The 15981-nt window shown below is 54.5% G+C and carries 17 protein-coding genes and 1 tRNA gene; 12 read left to right on the forward strand and 6 right to left on the reverse strand.

The window, feature by feature from the left end:
- Positions 1–440 precede the first annotated feature (440 nt).
- Entirely contained in the window at positions 441–674 is a 234-nt protein-coding gene (locus IKP20_02790; protein ID MBR4503885.1) for a hypothetical protein, read from the forward strand.
- 226 nt (positions 675–900) lie between these two features.
- Here the strand turns inward: IKP20_02790 and IKP20_02795 are convergent, their stop codons facing one another.
- Positions 901–1212, reverse strand: coding sequence for a hypothetical protein (locus IKP20_02795; GenBank protein MBR4503886.1), 312 nt, complete (start codon positions 1210–1212; stop codon positions 901–903).
- Positions 1213–1511: 299 nt separating this feature from the next.
- Here IKP20_02795 and IKP20_02800 point away from each other — a divergent pair, with 299 nt between their 5' ends.
- Entirely contained in the window at positions 1512–2495 is a 984-nt protein-coding gene (locus tag IKP20_02800; GenBank protein ID MBR4503887.1) for a site-specific integrase, read from the forward strand.
- Positions 2496–2566: 71 nt separating this feature from the next.
- On the opposite strand, the gene IKP20_02805 is transcribed toward IKP20_02800, so the two are convergent.
- A tRNA-Ala gene (locus IKP20_02805) sits at positions 2567–2640 on the reverse strand.
- A gap of 112 nt (positions 2641–2752) precedes the next feature.
- On the opposite strand from IKP20_02805, the gene IKP20_02810 reads away from it, so the two are divergent.
- Positions 2753–3457, forward strand: a complete 705-nt coding sequence (locus tag IKP20_02810; GenBank protein ID MBR4503888.1) for a DsbA family oxidoreductase — start codon at positions 2753–2755, stop codon at positions 3455–3457.
- 46 nt (positions 3458–3503) lie between these two features.
- Positions 3504–3908: a pyridoxamine 5'-phosphate oxidase family protein gene (locus IKP20_02815; protein MBR4503889.1), complete on the forward strand. Its 405-nt coding sequence runs from the start codon at positions 3504–3506 to the stop codon at positions 3906–3908.
- A gap of 33 nt (positions 3909–3941) precedes the next feature.
- On the opposite strand, the gene IKP20_02820 is transcribed toward IKP20_02815, so the two are convergent.
- Together IKP20_02820 and IKP20_02825 are read right to left on the reverse strand one after the other, a co-directional pair.
- The gene (locus IKP20_02820) at positions 3942–4130 is read right to left on the reverse strand and encodes a hypothetical protein (GenBank protein ID MBR4503890.1); all 189 of its coding nucleotides are present in this window, start codon (positions 4128–4130) and stop codon (positions 3942–3944) included.
- A 1-nt stretch (position 4131) separates the two neighbouring features.
- Positions 4132–5499 carry an adenylosuccinate lyase gene (locus IKP20_02825; protein ID MBR4503891.1) on the reverse strand — a complete coding sequence of 456 codons (1368 nt, stop codon included), beginning with the start codon at positions 5497–5499 and terminating at the stop codon, positions 4132–4134.
- Positions 5500–5955: 456 nt separating this feature from the next.
- Here IKP20_02825 and IKP20_02830 point away from each other — a divergent pair, with 456 nt between their 5' ends.
- The 8 genes from IKP20_02830 (at position 5956) to IKP20_02865 (ending at position 13660) form a co-directional block, all read left to right on the forward strand.
- Positions 5956–6801: a phosphoserine phosphatase gene (locus IKP20_02830; protein ID MBR4503892.1), complete on the forward strand. Its 846-nt coding sequence runs from the start codon at positions 5956–5958 to the stop codon at positions 6799–6801.
- A gap of 393 nt (positions 6802–7194) precedes the next feature.
- A complete protein-coding gene (gene ffh / locus IKP20_02835) occupies positions 7195–8550 on the forward strand; it encodes a signal recognition particle protein (protein MBR4503893.1) in 1356 nt (451 codons plus the stop codon).
- Between the two features lie 4 nt (positions 8551–8554).
- Positions 8555–9151, forward strand: coding sequence for a tRNA (pseudouridine(54)-N(1))-methyltransferase TrmY (gene trmY / locus IKP20_02840; protein ID MBR4503894.1), 597 nt, complete (start codon positions 8555–8557; stop codon positions 9149–9151).
- A complete protein-coding gene (locus IKP20_02845; protein MBR4503895.1) occupies positions 9148–9342 on the forward strand; it encodes a DUF2116 family Zn-ribbon domain-containing protein in 195 nt (64 codons plus the stop codon). Before trmY ends, IKP20_02845 begins: the two co-directional genes overlap by 4 nt.
- Positions 9339–10349 carry an inosine/xanthosine triphosphatase gene (gene yjjX, locus IKP20_02850; protein ID MBR4503896.1) on the forward strand — a complete coding sequence of 337 codons (1011 nt, stop codon included), beginning with the start codon at positions 9339–9341 and terminating at the stop codon, positions 10347–10349. The genes IKP20_02845 and yjjX overlap by 4 nt, the downstream gene beginning before the upstream one ends.
- Entirely contained in the window at positions 10289–11830 is a 1542-nt protein-coding gene (locus IKP20_02855) for an FAD-binding oxidoreductase (protein MBR4503897.1), read from the forward strand. Before yjjX ends, IKP20_02855 begins: the two co-directional genes overlap by 61 nt.
- Positions 11831–11834: 4 nt before the next feature.
- The gene (locus IKP20_02860) at positions 11835–12611 is read left to right on the forward strand and encodes an electron transfer flavoprotein subunit beta/FixA family protein (GenBank protein MBR4503898.1); all 777 of its coding nucleotides are present in this window, start codon (positions 11835–11837) and stop codon (positions 12609–12611) included.
- Entirely contained in the window at positions 12608–13660 is a 1053-nt protein-coding gene (locus tag IKP20_02865; protein ID MBR4503899.1) for an electron transfer flavoprotein subunit alpha/FixB family protein, read from the forward strand. Before IKP20_02860 ends, IKP20_02865 begins: the two co-directional genes overlap by 4 nt.
- Before the next feature lie 146 nt (positions 13661–13806).
- Here IKP20_02865 and IKP20_02870 read toward each other — a convergent pair whose 3' ends face one another.
- Together IKP20_02870 and IKP20_02875 are read right to left on the reverse strand one after the other, a co-directional pair.
- Positions 13807–14277 carry a peroxiredoxin gene (locus tag IKP20_02870; GenBank protein ID MBR4503900.1) on the reverse strand — a complete coding sequence of 157 codons (471 nt, stop codon included), beginning with the start codon at positions 14275–14277 and terminating at the stop codon, positions 13807–13809.
- Positions 14278–14285: 8 nt separating this feature from the next.
- Positions 14286–15944: a phenylalanine--tRNA ligase subunit beta gene (locus IKP20_02875; protein ID MBR4503901.1), complete on the reverse strand. Its 1659-nt coding sequence runs from the start codon at positions 15942–15944 to the stop codon at positions 14286–14288.
- Positions 15945–15981 lie beyond the last annotated feature (37 nt).

Here is a 15981-nt window from a genome sequence, read left to right on the forward strand (position 1 = left end):
AGTTCTTTCCGATAGCGCTGTGTCTCATGTTGCGCACCTGGGCCGAAACCCGAGGCCGGTGCCCGAAGCCGGGCGTTACGACGGTTGCGCCCATGTATCGAATGGAGGGCGAAACCCCGATACGCCCCGGCGAGATGGAGGACTGGGTGAGGCCGCGCGCACATGGCACAGTTCGTTCTTTCTCCGATCTATCAAATTTTATGATTGGGCATTTTTATCGCTTCATAGGTCAGGTGCGGATTGCTTTCATCGCTTTAAAAATAGAATATAATGGATTTATATTGCATTTGTAACGGATTTTATTTACAATTGTCAAACAAATGTAATGAATTGTATTATACAACCAACACAGGTTAGTTCTTGATGAAACATCGGCCCCTGTCGGCCCTGACGCGATCCTTATCTTCGGCTTCGGAGGATTTCAAAGGAACGTGTTGAAAATGGACAATATGGAATTGGACTGTGAGATCATATTTGATCGTGGTCTCGACATCATCGATATCGAAAGCCTGGACGAGGCGCCCGTCTACATCCCCAAGGGGATGGGACAGTGCCCCCTCTCGCCCGTATGCCGCCGCTTCGGGGATTTCAGCGACTGCAGGAGCGCCGAACCGGCCCTTCTCCAGCTGTCGCTCTTCTTCGAGTACTCGAGGAGGACCGAGCGCGGCACGTAGTACGTCTTCTCACCTTATTACCATCCGGACCTCTTCGTCGTCTTCACGGGCGACGGGGTGTCCGTGGAATGGTTCGACGGCAGGTCGAAGGCGATGGAGTCTCCCGAGGAGCTCATAGACATCCTCTCGAGGAGACAAAACGCTTGATCTTCGTCCGCTATCGTGCGGGCGAATCATTATCCGGAGGCCCGTAAGCGACCGCGTCATGGGCCGACGCCGACGGCGATCAGTCGTCTGCGGAATCGGGCTTCGTCTTTCTGCGGTCGAGTACGACCTTGGCCTTCTTGAAATAGGTTACGAGCTCCTCCGCGTCCCTCGTGAGGACCATCCTCTCGCCCCTGAAGTTCTCCGATCTGACGTAGTCGATGTAGCCCGCCGCCGAGAGCTCGGTCAGCCTCTGGAACTTCGTGCGCACGTTCCCCGGCTCCAGGTGCGTTATCTCCACCTTGGTGGAATAGGGATGCTCGGAAAGCGCCACGAGGACGTAGATGGCGAACTTCCTCTCTAGGAGATCGAAGTCGTTGCTCTTCAGTGTCATGCTTGCACATCGTCCCTACGGTTGATATAATTTTGCTGAATTTGTAATAGTGTATGGTGAATACGTCCCCGATTCACCACTTTTATTTATAAATGAAAACAGGTTTTCGTCCCATCTGATTCCGATTCTGATCATTATCGCACTATTCGGCGTCAATCATAAAGTGCTGAATTGCACATTCAGCAATTATTAATACCAGGTCGGCGATGTTCATATGCAGAGGGCGGAGCGGACCCGTTCAGTGTCATGAGGATTCTCCGTATCCGCCCTGTGCCGATGAACGAAGAGGAGGTAAGGAGATGGGAAAGTATCCATTCGGAGAGTACGCGTCCCGCTACATGGACTCCGTCCGCGGCGTATACGCCGAGGAGACATGGAAGACCAGGGAGCGCAGGTACAGGAGGATGGAACGCAAGGTAATCGATCTAAAAGAGAAGAAGCTCATTTCGACTATGTCGCCTAAGGCGATGACGGAGGAGGACGTGCGCCAGTACATCCTCTACTGCAAGGAGAAGCAGGCTCCGTCGGACATGGTGCACGAGGTGAACGCGCTCCGCAACCTGCTGCTGTTCGCCGACAACCATGCCGTGGACGTCTGCATGAACCACAACCCCGGCCTCAGGCCGAGGAACAAGCCGCAGAGGAAGTCCGCCATGAGCGACGAAATTTACAATTCGATATTGCAGAAAGCGCAAAGCCTCGATCCCTTGGATTTCCGCCGCACGAGGGCTTATGCCCTCGTTCTGATCTGCATCAACGCGGGGACGAGGAACAAGGAGGTACGCCTTTCTGAGTTGGATGATTTAGACACCGACTCGTGGGTATTGCACATTCTGCACGTCAAGGGGGAGGCCTCCTACGGCATGCCGAGGGACGTCCCCATACCCCCGGAGATACGCGGGGTATTGCTGAACTATCTATTGCTCCGCAAGAAGTGGGTGGTGGACAACAACTGTGACTCGCGCGCGCTTTTCCCGTCGAAGGATGCAGAAAGTGGATTCTGCTCGGGGAACAGCCTGAGGAAGTACAAGGCGATCGTCGAGGACGACCTCGGGATCCGCTTCGACCTCCGCATGTGCCGCAGGACGTTCGGGCAGAGGTACCTCGACAGGGACCTCGACATCGAGTCCGTGAGCGTCCTCATGGGCCACTCGAGCACCAAGACCACCGAGAGCTTCTACAGCCGCAGGAGGCTCGACGACGCAATGCGCAAGGCCCGCGGCTCCTGGCCGGACAACAAGGCCGGGAAGGACGGGGATCCCGCCGGGAAGAAGGATTGCTGAATTATGCATAAGGGGGGTGCGGACAATGGATTTCGACAAGGTTTTCAGATGTCTGGCTAGGGTGAAGGGAGTGGACAAGGCGAGATTCGAACTCGCGACTTCTGCCTTGCGAAGGCAGCGATCTACCGGGCTGATCTACTTGCCCATAGTTATAATCCGGTAAATCTGCGCATGTGTATTAGATATAAAATGATTGCGAACGGCGCCAGACGAAACCCTCACCCACAGATATGAAATAAAAACGCCATTCCCTGGGCATGAAAATCACGTACTGGACAGATTTCTCATGCCCGTACTGCTACATCGGCGACACCCGCCTCAGAAAGGCGATAGAATCCATCGGAGCCGAAGATATCATAGAGATGGAAATGAGGTCATTCCAACTCACTCCTCAAGCAGGCCCGAAACCCCGCAATTCGATGGTGGCAGGCATGGCCAAACACTATGGCATGTCCTTGGAAGAGGCGCAGGAGAAAGTCGACAGGATATCCTCGGAAGGCCAGGCGGAAGGCCTGAGGTTCAGATACGCCGACGTCCAAAGCTGCAACACTTTCGATGCGCACCGCCTGTCTAAGATGGCGTTCTCCCATGGGAAAGAAGCCGGGGAAAGAATGAACGAGAAGCTCTTCGAGGCTTTCTTCGGGGACTGCGAGCTCATCGCCGACCATAGTGTCCTGAAACGCCTCGCAATCGGATGCGGTTTCGATGGCGATGAAGTGGATGACGTCCTGTCATCGGAGAAATTCGCCAAGGAAGTCATGGCCGATGAGCTGGAAGCCGATTCCTATGGCATCTATGCCGTCCCGTTCTACATAATCGGCCGCTACGGAGTCCCGGGAGCGCTCTCCACGGAGGATTTCGCGGATCTGCTCAAACAAGAATTGGAAGAGTCTGGAGAACTGAGGAAGGCTCCCGAGGGATCCGTATGCGGCCCGGACGGCTGCTCCATGCCCAAAAAATGACGGCCAGACCGCTCACCTATAAATCTTGAGAAGGGGATTCTTGACCATGGTCGGCCTTACGCCTGAGATCATAGAGGAAATGAAAAACCAGAGGATCTTTTCCCTGGCCACATCAAGCAAAAATGGGATGCCGAACGTCGTACCGGTCGGATTTCTCTTCGTCGGAGACGACAATAAAATTTGGGTCATCGACAACTACTTCAAGAAAACCCTGAAGAACATCAAGGAGAACCCGTTCGTCTCGTTCTACATATGGTACCCGGAATGCAAGGAGTCCTACCAGATCAAAGGGAAAGCCGAGATCGTAAGCTCCGGACCTGACTACGAGAAGGCCGTGGCATTGGCGCACTCCAAGAAGGAGACCTATCCCGCCAAGAATCTCATCAAAATCGAGGTCACCGAAGTCTATTACGTCACCCCGGGGGACCACGCCGGAGACCTTTGCGAATGATAAGGAGGGGATTCCCCTCCGAAAAACTCTTTCTTAAGATGACCGAACCGGCCTTCGCTCATCGTCCGCCGGCCTGAGAAGCTGGGGAGCCATCCCGAGGATTCCGGCTACTGGGATCAGAAGAAGGCAGAGGTAATTATTGGTCATCAGAGTGAATGGGACGCCGATTATAGCCCCGGCGATAAGGCCGAAGAACAAACCCTGCTTAGCTTTCGCTTCCATCTCACTCTACCTTCCTTCCCAAGGCTTTCTCAGCCTCGGCCACCATGTTGTCGACGATTTCCCTTGCGCCGCCGACGTAATTGGCCGCGTCCATCGTCTGGACGATCTCTTCCCTGGTGAGCACACCTTTCAGGTCTTCCCTCTCGGAAAGCACGTCTCTGAGATGCCTCCCGGTATCCTCGGCGACCATCGACGATTCACGGACGATCTCGTGGGCGTCCTGCCTTCCGATGCCCTTCTCGGTGAGCTTCATCATCAGCGGCTCAGCCATCACAAGCCCTTTGGAGGATTCGATGTTCTGAAGCATCTTGTCCTTGTGGATCTCGAGCCCCTGGAAGATCCAATCCATCTTCTTCAGGATCTCATCGACGAGTATGAAGACGTGGGGCAGCGTGAACCTCTCGGTGGAGGAGTTGGAAAGGTCCCTCTCATGCCAGAGCACCTGGCTCTCGAACGTGGGGGTGACGAAGCTCCTGACAACCCTCGCCAAACCGCAGACGTTCTCTGAATTCATCGGATTCCTCTTCTGCGCCATGGTGGAGCTTCCCACCTGCTTCTTCACGTCGAAATATTCGGAAGCCTCGCCGATCTCCGACCTCTGGAGATTCCTGATCTCAGTCCCGTATCTCTCTAAAGAAGTCGCTATGTTTGCCATGATGCAGATGGCTTCGGTGTATCTGTCGCGCCCTACCACCTGCGTGGCGGCAGGCTCGTATTCAAGGCCTAGGTCCTCCATGACCATCTTCTGTATCCTGAAGAAATTTTTTCCGAGGGCGGCTCCGGTTCCGACGGCACCGGCCATCTTTCCGGCGCATATCCTGGGCTTCGCCTGGATTAACCTCTCCCTGTGCCTGAGCATCTCGGCGACATAGCCCGCGATCTTGAATCCGAAAGTTATGGGGATGGCGAACTGGGCGTGGGTCCTCCCTATCTCGATGGTGTCCCTTTCCCGTTTCGCGAGGGAGGCGAGAGTATAGATGAGCTTGTCGACGTCCTCCTGCACGATCTCCACCGCCGCCTTGAGCTGCAAAGCAGTGGCCGTATCGACGATATCGTTGGAGGTGGCGCCGAGATGCACGTATTTGCCGGCATTCCCGGAGCATTTCTCGGTCATTGCCTTTACCATAGCCATAAGATCGTGCCTGGTGTCCTTCTCGATCTCCTTGATCCTGTCGACGCTGACGATATCCAGGGATGCCACGCGCCCGATCTCGTCCGCATCCTCCTGGGATATCGTGCCGATGGCGGCATGAGCCCTGGCCAAAGCCGCTTCCACGTTCATCTGATACTGGATACGGCTCTCCTCGCTGAAGACCGCTTTCATATCGGCGCGACCGTATCTATAGTCAAGGGGACAGACATTGCTCATCGATATCGGATTAGCGACGGCCAACTTGATATAATAACTTGACCTACGATTCATTGCATAATCCAACTGGTAAATACCCTCGACGAAAGCGGATCTGTCTGGCATAACGTCCCTTTAGCATCGGATAACCGCATAATTGGAGCCGATTTGATAGGGCAAAAATCCATGGAAATATGCCACCAATATTCTCACAGTAGAAATCCTTATATTTATGGCTATAATAGGGCCAATTGAAGTAGGCCATGCTTCATGCTCATGGCACGTTGAATAACTAAGTGATGATTTATGGAAGATTTTGTGGAGGAAGTTCAGCAGCAGGATTCTCAGGTAGAGGAGCAGGTTTCTATGGCGACCGAGGAAAAGACGGAAAACGCCCCTGCGACCGATGAGTCCGGAGCTGATAAGACAACCGTCTCGTCCGAGGACGAACTCGTAGAGCTCGAGGAAAAGCGCGGCATCATCAATGAGGATGCGGAAAAGCACAGGAAACTCAGGGATGAGCTCAACAACCAGACCAAAGAGTGGAAAGCCAAGAGGGATGCGCTCAATGGGCAGGTCAGGGAGCTTGTGGACGAAGCTGGAAAGTGCAGAGAGGAGCGCGACTCCCTCAACCAGAAGGTCAAGGAGACCAAAGAGCTCAGAGACGAGTGGAACCAGAAGGTTACCGCTCTCAAGGAGCAGCTCGCTCCTTACAGGAACACCGAGAGAAACGACGAGAAGAATGAGGTTCCCGTCAAGCAGCTGAAAAAACAGCTCCAAGATCTTGAGTACACCCAGCAGACCAAAGCGCTCGGGAAAGACAAGGAGAACGAAATCATCAAGCAGATCTCCGTCCTCGCCAAGGAAATCGCCGACAGGGAGAAGACCTACGAGCAGAACGATGAGGTCAAAGCGCTCGTCGGACAGCTCAGAGAGGCCAAAGCCCAGGCCGAGAGCTACCACCGCCAGGTTTCCGAATACGCTGAGCAGGCTCAGGCCGCCCACGACAAGATGATCGGGTACTACGAGCAGGCCGACAAACTCAGGAAGGAAGCCGACTCCGCCCAGGCGAAATTCGTGGAGTGCAAGCAGGCAGCCGACGAGGAGCACAAGAAGCACATCGAGCAGATCAAATCCGTCCACCAGATGGACCGCGACGCTTCCGAATACAAAGGGAAGAAGAACAGCGGAGCTCGCAGCGGAAAGAAGAGGACCGAGACCGACAACAAGAAAGAGGCCAAGGAAATCTTCGAGCGCTTCAAGGCGGGAGACAAGCTCTCCACCGAAGACCTCATGGCTCTCCAGAAGTCTGGGTACCTCTGAATCTCAACTGAGGGGCGATTATCGCCTCTCATCAAACATTTTAAATACTTTTGTTTTCAACAAATATAAGTTTTTCTTATCATACCACTTGTGTTCTAAATCTTAGCATAAACTTATTATATAATTTTCATTATTTTAATATAATTAGAATTATGTTATTTTTTATTATCAATATATTTTATATTAATTATAAGAAATTTAAGTTTTGAATAATATTGAATATTCTTAAATGAATTTTTTTATAAGAAAGATAAATATACCATTGGCGCGAATACCGTGAATGCGAGGATTAGGCGGGCAGAGTGCATCCCATCCCTTCTTATCGTCCGCCCGATCCCCCGCTACTTCATTCCGACATTATTTTATGAAGTTCGCAGATATGGAGTCGATCAAATGGGTTTGGAAGGATTGGGAAAATCCCTGAGGAACGTCTTCGGACGCATAGGAAACGCGAGCTCCGTAGACGACGATCTCATCAACGACATATGCAAGGATATCCAGCGCGCCCTTTTGGAAGCTGATGTGAACGTGAGGCTGGTCCTCGACCTTACGAACAGGGTCAAGCAGCGCGCGACGGAAGAGCCCCCTCCAGCCGGCAAGAGCCTCAAGGACCACCTTACCCAGATCATCTACCAGGAGTTGGTCCGCCTCGTGGATAACGGCGAAGGGATCAAGCTCAAACCCCAGACCATAATGATGGTCGGTCTGTACGGCCAAGGAAAGACCACCACCACTGGAAAGCTGGCGCTGTACTTCTCGAAGAAGGGCTTCTCCGTCGGTCTCATCGGAGCCGACGTTTACAGGCCGGCCGCGCTTGACCAGCTGAAGCAGCTCGGCGAGAAGGTGGGCGTCGAAGTATATGGCGAACCCGGGGAATCCGACGCGGCCGGAATAGCCAGCAGAGGCCTCCAGAAATTCAAGGACAAAAAAATCGTCATAATAGACACATCCGGACGCCATGCCTTGGAAGAGGACCTCATTGAGGAAGTCAAGAGGATAGCCGAGGTCGCCAAGCCCGACGAGAGGATACTCGTCCTGGATTCCCAGGTGGGACAGCAGGCAGGGCCCCAGGCGGAAGCTTTCCACAACGCGGTCGGAGTCACCGGCGTTATCCTCACCAAGATGGACGGTACCGCGAAGGGAGGAGGAGCCATCTCCGCCATCTCCAAGACCAACGCGAGGATCGTCTTCCTGGGTACCGGAGAGCATATCCGCGATCTGGAGCCTTTCAACGCGAACAAATTCATATCCAGGCTTCTGGGCATGGGAGACTTGGAATCTCTCATTCAGCTGGCCAACGAAGAGATCGACGACGCCGACTCGATGCAGAAGGTCACCGAAGCGATGATGAGCGGGAAATTCACGCTGAACGACATGTACTATCAGATGTCCCAAGTCAAAAAGATGGGGCCGCTCCAGAAGGTCATGAGCCTGCTTCCGGGATTCAGCGGGATAGAGGATAAGATCGATTACGAGGCGTCCCAGAAGAAGCTGCAGATCTTCCGCACGATCATGGACTCCATGACCAACGAAGAGAGGGAGGATCCGTCTCTTATCAAGTCCAAGCGCATCGAAAGGATCGCCAACGGCGCGGGGGTTTCTCCGCATGACGTCAAAGAGCTCCTCGCCCAGTACAACATGACGAAGAAGAGCATGTCCCAATTCGGGAAGGACCGCAAGGCCCGCAAGAATATGATGAAGCAGCTGAACGGTGTGAACCTGGAAGCCCTGAAGAACATGCAGCAGTGATAGGATGAGATATTTCGTCATCACCGGCCACAAAGCTGCCACCAGCGGGGATTTCAAGCTCGATGACATCGCCGGCGGAGCGGGCAGGCTGGACATCCTTGTGAGATGCGTCAACTCTGCGTTCTTCCTCAGCCACAACCTCCGCAAGGATGTCGAGGCCTATCTGGTATGCGAGGGCGGCAAAGATGCGCCCAAGACGGTCATATTCAGAGGGAGCGAACTGAAATACCTCAATCCGGACGAGAGAAGCACATCGTCGCTGATCCGCAACGCGCTCATGAAACCCCTGAAAGATGGGGAGACCAAATCCTCGCCCGGAGTCTACGTCTCAAGGATGTCTTTCGACGACGTCCTGGAAAGGCTTTCTGAAAAGGGGCAGTTCGTCTATCTCAAAGAGGACGGCGCGGACTGCAGGGAGTTCGAGTTCCCGGAGAACCCGATATTCGTGCTCGGGGACAACAGCGATCTCACCGAGGAGGAAGAATCCTCGCTTCTCAGCCGCGGACCCGGGAAGATCAGCATCGGGCCGCTGAGCCTGCATGCCGACCATTGCATGATCGTGGTCAACAACGAGCTGGACCGCAGGGAGGCACAGACATGAACGATATGATACCTCAGCACAAGCACTGCGTGAATTGCGGCAAAGCGTTCTCCGGAGGCGGAATGTACTGCAGCGATGCCTGCAAAGAATCCTCCGGCAAGGAAGTCAAAGGAAAGCTGTGGAAGCTGGGCGGCATCTGGCTGGCGATAGTCATCGCTACCATAGCCTTGGTTCTGCTCGTGAGGCGATGACGACCGCAGCAGTGGCGGGGACATTCGACGTCCTCCATGACGGCCACAGAGCGCTGATCAGACGCGCCTTCGAAATCGCGGACCATGTTGAGATCGGGATTACCTCGGATCTCATGGCATCCTCGAAGAACCACGCCCACGTACCGATCAGCATCCGCAGGAAAGAGCTGGAGGATTTCGTCGGCCTCTTGGGGGAGGCCCATATTTTCGAGATCGAAGACGCCTACGGCCCGGACGAGATCATGGACAACGTAGACATCCTGGTGGTCTCGGAAGAGACTCTCGGCAACGGGAACAGAATCAACGAAAGGAGGAAAGCCAGAGGGCTGAAGCCCCTTGAGCTGTCCGTTGTGCCTCTGGTGATGTCTGACTCCGGAGAGAAGATATCCTCCTCATCAATTCTCAGAGGGGAATACGGACGCTCCGGTAAATCCGGGGCGATAGACATCGCGGTGGGATCTGCGAACATGGTCAAAGTGTCCGCGGTCAGATCCGTGATGGAGCGCATCTACGGGGACGTCAGAATCACAGCGATAAATGCGGACAGCGGCGTGCCCCCTCAGCCTTTCGGAGAGCAGACGCACCAGGGCTCGGTCAACAGAGCCAAGGCGGCGCTCGGGAACCACGACATGGCCGTAGGGATAGAGGCCGGCGTATTCGAGATGCTGGATGGCCTCTACGACATACAGCATTGCACCGTCATAGACAGCCGGGGAAAGATGACCTGCGGTCAGGGGCCTGGTTTCCGCTATCCGGATGCCGTTGCTGATTTAGTGCGCTCAGGGATGACCGTAGGGGACTCCATGCGCCGGATCTACGGCGAGACCGACATCGGGAAGAAACAGGGAGCGATAGGTCTCCTGAGCAAAGGGCTTCTGGACCGCAAAACTCTTACGGAGCAAGCCGTCATCGCGGCCATGGTTCCGCGCCTATGGGATGAGCGAAGATGTTCAGCAGAGAGAGAATCGGACGCAGCGAGGAATACCTCACCGACGAATCGAAAATGACCGGGCACGCGAATAACGTCCTGCTCCCGATGACCGAGCAGGAGCTCAGGGAGATACTGAGGGTATACAACTCCAAAGGGACCCAGGTCACCGTCGCCGCCATGAGGACTGGCGTGTGCGGCGGGAGCGTCCCGCAGGGAGGGGATGTCCTTTCTTTGGAGCGCATGTCCGGCGTTATAGGCATCGGGAAAGACGGCAGGGGATACTACCTCCGCGCTCAGCCCTGCACCACGTTGGAGGAGATAGATTCCATCCTCTCCCGCAAGGATTTCTCCGGCCTGGCAGACTTAACCGAAGGAGCATGCGAATCCCTCAGAAAGGAACCGGTAACATACTTCTATCCCGTCGATCCGACCGAGATGGGGGGATCGATAGGCGGCAACATTGCGACCAACGCATCCGGCCCCAGAACCTACCGCTACGGCCCCACCCGCGACTGGGTCAGAAGGATCAGAGTGGCAATGGCAGACAGCGCCGTAGCAGACATAACCCGCGGAGAATGCCGTGCGGAAGGCAGGAGGATGAGCTTCGCCGCCGGCCGCAACTATTATTCCTTCGATCTTCCCGGATATGATTTCAACGGCACGGTCAAAAACGCGGCCGGACCCAGGATCGGCGAGAACATGGATCTCATAGACCTTTTCATAGGCTCCGAAGGAATCTTCGGCGTGATATCCGAGGTCGACGTATATCTCGCCCCCAGGCATCCGCTCATATCCACGGTGCTTTTCTTCCCTGACGATGTATCCGCGCTGGAAGCCGTGAAAGACATCCGTTCCGACGACATACTGGATCCGGAGTTCTTGGAATTCATGGACGGAAAATCTTTGGAACTGATCAGATCGATGAAAAAACGCGATCCGCTTTCCATCCGCGTCCCGGATCTGCCGGAACACGCCGGGTCCGCCCTCTTCTTCGACATAGAGGAAGGGAAATCGGACGCTTCGTTCGCTAGGCTCGGAGAGATCGCAGAGAGGCACGGTGCATCCCTTGACGTCTCATGGTGCGGCCACGAGCCTTCGGACATGGAAAGGATGAGGGAGCTCAGGCATTCGATACCCAAGACGATATTCGAATACGTCGCATCCCTGAAAGGCGAGATGCCGAAGATCCACAAGCTGGGAAGCGATATGGCGGTGCCGGACGAAGCGGCAGACCTGATGATGTCCTTCTACAAGGAGAGGCTAGATTCCGCCGGCTTGGAGTATTGCATGTTCGGCCATGTCGGGAACAACCACCCCCATGTGGAGGTCATCCTGAAATCCATGGAAGAGTTCGGCAAGGCCAAGGCGATCTACAAGGAATTCGCGGCCAAGGCTGTGGAGCTGGGCGGATCTCCCAGCGCGGAGCATGGCATCGGGAAGATCAAGACCGGATACATGGAGCTTCTTTACGGGAAAAAGGGCGTGGAAGAGCTCCGCAAAGTCAAAAGGATACTGGACCCGAACGGAATTCTCTGCCCCGGGAACATGATAGGGTGATCCGATGAGATACGCGGTAGCGATCAAGCAAGTCCCCGACACATCCGAAGTGACGGTGAATGAGGAAGGCAATCTGGTAAGAACTGGGGTGCCTTCGATATTGGACCCGTATTGCGAATACGCCCTCAGGAAAATAGCAGCGATGAAGAAGGAAGGCGACGAGATAACAGTGTTCACGATGGGTCCGCCGCAAGCCTCGGAAGCTCTCAGGCGCTGCCTATGCCTGGGAGCCGATAAAGCGTTCCTGCTTTCCGACCCGGGTTTCGCCGGGGCCGACGTGTGGGCCACATCCAGGACTCTGGCTGCGTTCATACAGAAATACGCCTGCGATTCGGATCTGTTCGTATTCGGCGCCCGCTCAGCGGACGGAGAGACCGGCCAGGTCCCGTTCGAAACCGCGCAGCTTCTGTCTGCCCAGCAATTCGCATATGTGGCTGACCTGACCTTGGAAGGGGATTCTTTCGTCTGCACCCAGAATTATGGCGGCTCCCTGAGGGAATGCCGCGTGCCGAAGGGATCCGTCGTCTCTTTCGGCGGGGTTGACCCGTGCGGGACTCTGATGTCCATTTCCGACCGCATATCCGGCCAAAGAAAAACAATCGAAACTTTGGGGCGCGTGGATCTGGGTCTTGGACTCTATTCCGTCGGCCTGAAAGGTTCCAGAACCAAAATAGTCAGCACCGATTCGTCAGTCATCCGCAGAAAGAACAGGAAAGCCGTGATCAGCAGCCCAGAAAGGGCGGCAGAACTCATTATGGGTGAGATGGGGGTGAAAAGATGAGCGGCTGCGAAGGAGGTTCGTGTTCGACATGCTCCAGCGATCAGGAAAGACTTCCTCCCGGCATGCTGAAAAAATACGACTTGAACAGCTCCACGGCCGACGGGATTCTGGTATGGGCCGAAACTGATGGAGCTGCGCTGGCAAGGGAGAGCGGGGAGCTCATATCCGCCGCTTCCAAGCTATCGGATGGGAGAGTTTACGTCACCCTTTTCGGAGGCCCCGAGATGAAATCCCTGTATCCGACGGTATTCGGGTATGGGACTGATACCATATACCATGTCCGCGGAAAGGGCACCGAACAATATGCCCCCGAGACTTTCGCGGAAGCTCTGGCGCAGGTGGCCGAACGCACCAATCCAGCGGCGATACTCATAGGCGCCACACCCCGCGGCAGAGAGACCGCCCCCAGACTGGCTGCCATGCTGGGAACGGGGCTGACCGCCGATTGCACCGGCCTCAGAGCGGAAGGAAGGAAGATCATAATGACCCGCCCAGCTTTCGGAGGAAATCTGTATGCCGACATCGAATGCACTTCGTTCCCCCAGATGGCCACCGTCCGCAGGGGGACTTTCGAGGCACCGGCGCCGCGGGAGGGCAAAGGAACCGCCATCTATTGGCAATACCAAGGCGATCTGACAAAAGAAATCCTCTCTGAGAATCGCTCGAAAGAGGACACCCAAGACATCTGCGAAGCCAGAGTTCTCATCTCGCTTGGAGCTGGAATTCGTGATAGAACTATAGTGGAACTAGCAGAAGAAGCCGCGAAATCCGTGGATGGAGCTATGGTGTGCTGCTCCAGAGCGCTGGTAGAGAGAGGATGGATGCCGCCATCCCGCCAGGTTGGAATGTCCGGCAGGACCGTCAGACCAGACCTATACATCGCATTCGGAATCTCAGGGTCGGTCCAGCATCGCGCAGGCATATCTGGTGCCAAGAAAATCATAGCGGTGAACACGGATAAGAAAGCACCTATTCATGAGTTCGCCGACCTGAGCATCATTTCGGACGCTGAGCCGGTGCTGAGATCGATATCCAAATTGCTCGGGTGATCCGGACTTTTCAGATTGTCTGATGGCAATGATTCAAAACCCTTGAGTGGTGTCTGACAACTATCTCGTAGAACTATAGTTCACAATTAATAGCACTACAGTCCTGAACTGAACTAAAAGAAGGCAGGGAATCCCCTGCCATAGTTTCATTCATTCTTGAAAAGAGAAAGGGCCCTGTCGAAAACTTTCTCCGCATGCCCGCCGGCTTTCACATTATGCCAAGCGGCTTCGACGTTTCCGTCCTTGCCGACGATGAATGTAGAGCGTATCGTTCCCACAGTCTCTTTGCCATAGCTGATCTTGGTGCCCCAAGCTCCGACTTTCTCCATGAGCTCATGGTTGGGGTCGCTGAGAAGCTTGATTTTGAGTTCCTTTGAGTCTATGAATTTCCTGTGGGACGCAGACGAATCCTTGCTCACGCCGATTATAGGGATGTTCCTGAGCATGAACTTCGGGAACAAAGCCGTGAACTCCTGGGCCTCTTTGGTGCACCCGGGGGTGTTGTCCTTGGAATAGAAATAAATCACATAGCGCACGCCTTCAAGCGAGGAAGAGGAAAATTCCTCTCCGTTCTCGTCTGGAAGCGTGAAATCCGGGAATCTGTCTCCAATCTCCATATTATCACTCAGAATAGCGTTGTTTTCTTCTCGGCGATGATCTTAGAAAGATCCATCTCGACGAACATCACAGGGTGCGTTATCTCATAACCTATGACTATGGACGGGGCCATCTCGCCGAAGAAACCGATGGGCTCATCTCCCATGACTATCTCCGCGCCCCTCCCAGGGATGAACGTGGGATAATCGCATGCCCTTACGGAATGCTCGCATCCCAGCTCTTTGAGGATGCCTTCGGCAACCCCTTTGATCTCCGCGAACGGGGTCTTGGATGCGGTGGCCATGACGCACAGATGGGGGACGGTTTTCTCATCCCTGACGACGTATCCCACCTCGAAGATTTTCTGCGGAAGGTCGCGGTGCTTGTTGTGCTTCAGAATGCGTATGAGACTGGGCATCAAATAGGATCTCAAGCAGGTGTGGTCCTCCGTGATCGGGTTGAGCACGCGCACATTGTCGATCTTCGGAAGCCCAGAAAGGACGAACTCCTCTTTCTCGCTGCTCAGGGTCAGAGTGTTGACCTCGGAATATCCCATCCCGATAGCGATGTCTCTGATGCTTTCTGAGAAGGAGGTTATAGGCTCTAAACCGCCGGCGGTCTGATCCAATCTGTAAGACCCTCCGAACCTATCGAACCCGTATCCGGTGGCGACATCCTCGAAGATATCCACCTTATGCATGATGTCCAACCTGTAAGCCGGATATGTCACATGAACCGTATCTCCATCAGCGATGGCATCCATGCCCATCCTGCGGAGGCATTCCACAGTCCCATCTGGACCAAGATTCTTCCCAAGGAATCTGTCGCATTCCGAAGCGGATATGTCGATGTGCATAGGGGAAAGATCTGGAGACATGAAAGTCTCGCCGCCATCATGCATCTTGACGCGCATGATCTTCCCTCCGCGCTCGGCCAGAGCAGTGCAGACTATGTCCAGAGCGCCTTTCACGGCTTTGCGGTCGTTCCCGGTGACGTCTATGAATAGATTGTGCCTGCCAGTGGTCACCGTGGTTAGAGCGCCGTTTATGATCGGAGGGAACGAAAGAACATTTCCGTTCTTATCCAGAATGACCGGATATTTTTCCATGCCATCCAGAAGATGTGCATATGCGACGCCTTTCTCATGCGTCCTGAGGATGCCTTCCAAATCCATCTCCTCGGTCTTGGCCAGAGGAACGAACCTGATGCTGTGCGGATCGGCCAATCTGTACGTGAATGGAGGCTCGACTTTATCGAGATCATGTATCCCGATGGCAAGCTTGCTCCTCTTCCTTCCGATAGTTATGTGGAGCTTCTCCTGGAGCTCCATCATCGCCCTGAGGATCTCATCGTCAATGACGACGCCCAGAACGACGCCGCACAAGAAGTATGGCCTTACCGATTTGACGCTGGGATCTACGGTAACTTCGATGTCGGTCTCTCCCATGTCATATGTCTTCATCCCCGGCTCGATGTCGAGGAAAGCCCTCATTCCTCTGGCGAGACCTTCGACGCTGTAAAGATCAGGACGGTCCGGGAAGAATTCCACGGACATGTCCTCGCATCCGCTTTCAGTCTCATGCATGTCCGCGCCGATCATGGGGATCCTATCCACCAATGTGTCTTGGGGGACATCGCGGCCGAGCATGGTGCAAAGGTCGCTATACTTGAAGTTGATGACAGGCATGGGGCCGCAATCCGCTGGTTAGTATAAAGGATTTCTT

Source organism: Candidatus Methanomethylophilaceae archaeon (genome assembly GCA_017524805.1).
In the GTDB taxonomy this organism is placed as follows: domain Archaea; phylum Thermoplasmatota; class Thermoplasmata; order Methanomassiliicoccales; family Methanomethylophilaceae; genus Methanoprimaticola.

Bases quoted from the DNA above. Each gene is read 5' to 3' on its own strand.
- trmY (MBR4503894.1), top strand. From the start codon at position 8,555: ATGAGATATTTCGTCATCACCGGCCACAAAGCTGCCACCAGCGGGGAT.
- IKP20_02795 (MBR4503886.1), bottom strand. From the start codon at position 1,212: ATGACACTGAAGAGCAACGACTTCGATCTCCTAGAGAGGAAGTTCGCC.
- yjjX (MBR4503896.1), top strand. From the start codon at position 9,339: ATGACGACCGCAGCAGTGGCGGGGACATTCGACGTCCTCCATGACGGC.
- IKP20_02875 (MBR4503901.1), bottom strand. From the start codon at position 15,944: ATGCCTGTCATCAACTTCAAGTATAGCGACCTTTGCACCATGCTCGGC.
- IKP20_02845 (MBR4503895.1), top strand. From the start codon at position 9,148: ATGAACGATATGATACCTCAGCACAAGCACTGCGTGAATTGCGGCAAA.
- IKP20_02855 (MBR4503897.1), top strand. From the start codon at position 10,289: ATGTTCAGCAGAGAGAGAATCGGACGCAGCGAGGAATACCTCACCGAC.
- IKP20_02815 (MBR4503889.1), top strand. From the start codon at position 3,504: ATGGTCGGCCTTACGCCTGAGATCATAGAGGAAATGAAAAACCAGAGG.
- IKP20_02870 (MBR4503900.1), bottom strand. From the start codon at position 14,277: ATGGAGATTGGAGACAGATTCCCGGATTTCACGCTTCCAGACGAGAAC.
- IKP20_02820 (MBR4503890.1), bottom strand. From the start codon at position 4,130: ATGGAAGCGAAAGCTAAGCAGGGTTTGTTCTTCGGCCTTATCGCCGGG.
- IKP20_02860 (MBR4503898.1), top strand. From the start codon at position 11,835: ATGAGATACGCGGTAGCGATCAAGCAAGTCCCCGACACATCCGAAGTG.
- IKP20_02865 (MBR4503899.1), top strand. From the start codon at position 12,608: ATGAGCGGCTGCGAAGGAGGTTCGTGTTCGACATGCTCCAGCGATCAG.
- IKP20_02790 (MBR4503885.1), top strand. From the start codon at position 441: ATGGACAATATGGAATTGGACTGTGAGATCATATTTGATCGTGGTCTC.
- IKP20_02800 (MBR4503887.1), top strand. From the start codon at position 1,512: ATGGGAAAGTATCCATTCGGAGAGTACGCGTCCCGCTACATGGACTCC.
- ffh (MBR4503893.1), top strand. From the start codon at position 7,195: ATGGGTTTGGAAGGATTGGGAAAATCCCTGAGGAACGTCTTCGGACGC.
- IKP20_02810 (MBR4503888.1), top strand. From the start codon at position 2,753: ATGAAAATCACGTACTGGACAGATTTCTCATGCCCGTACTGCTACATC.
- IKP20_02825 (MBR4503891.1), bottom strand. From the start codon at position 5,499: ATGAGCAATGTCTGTCCCCTTGACTATAGATACGGTCGCGCCGATATG.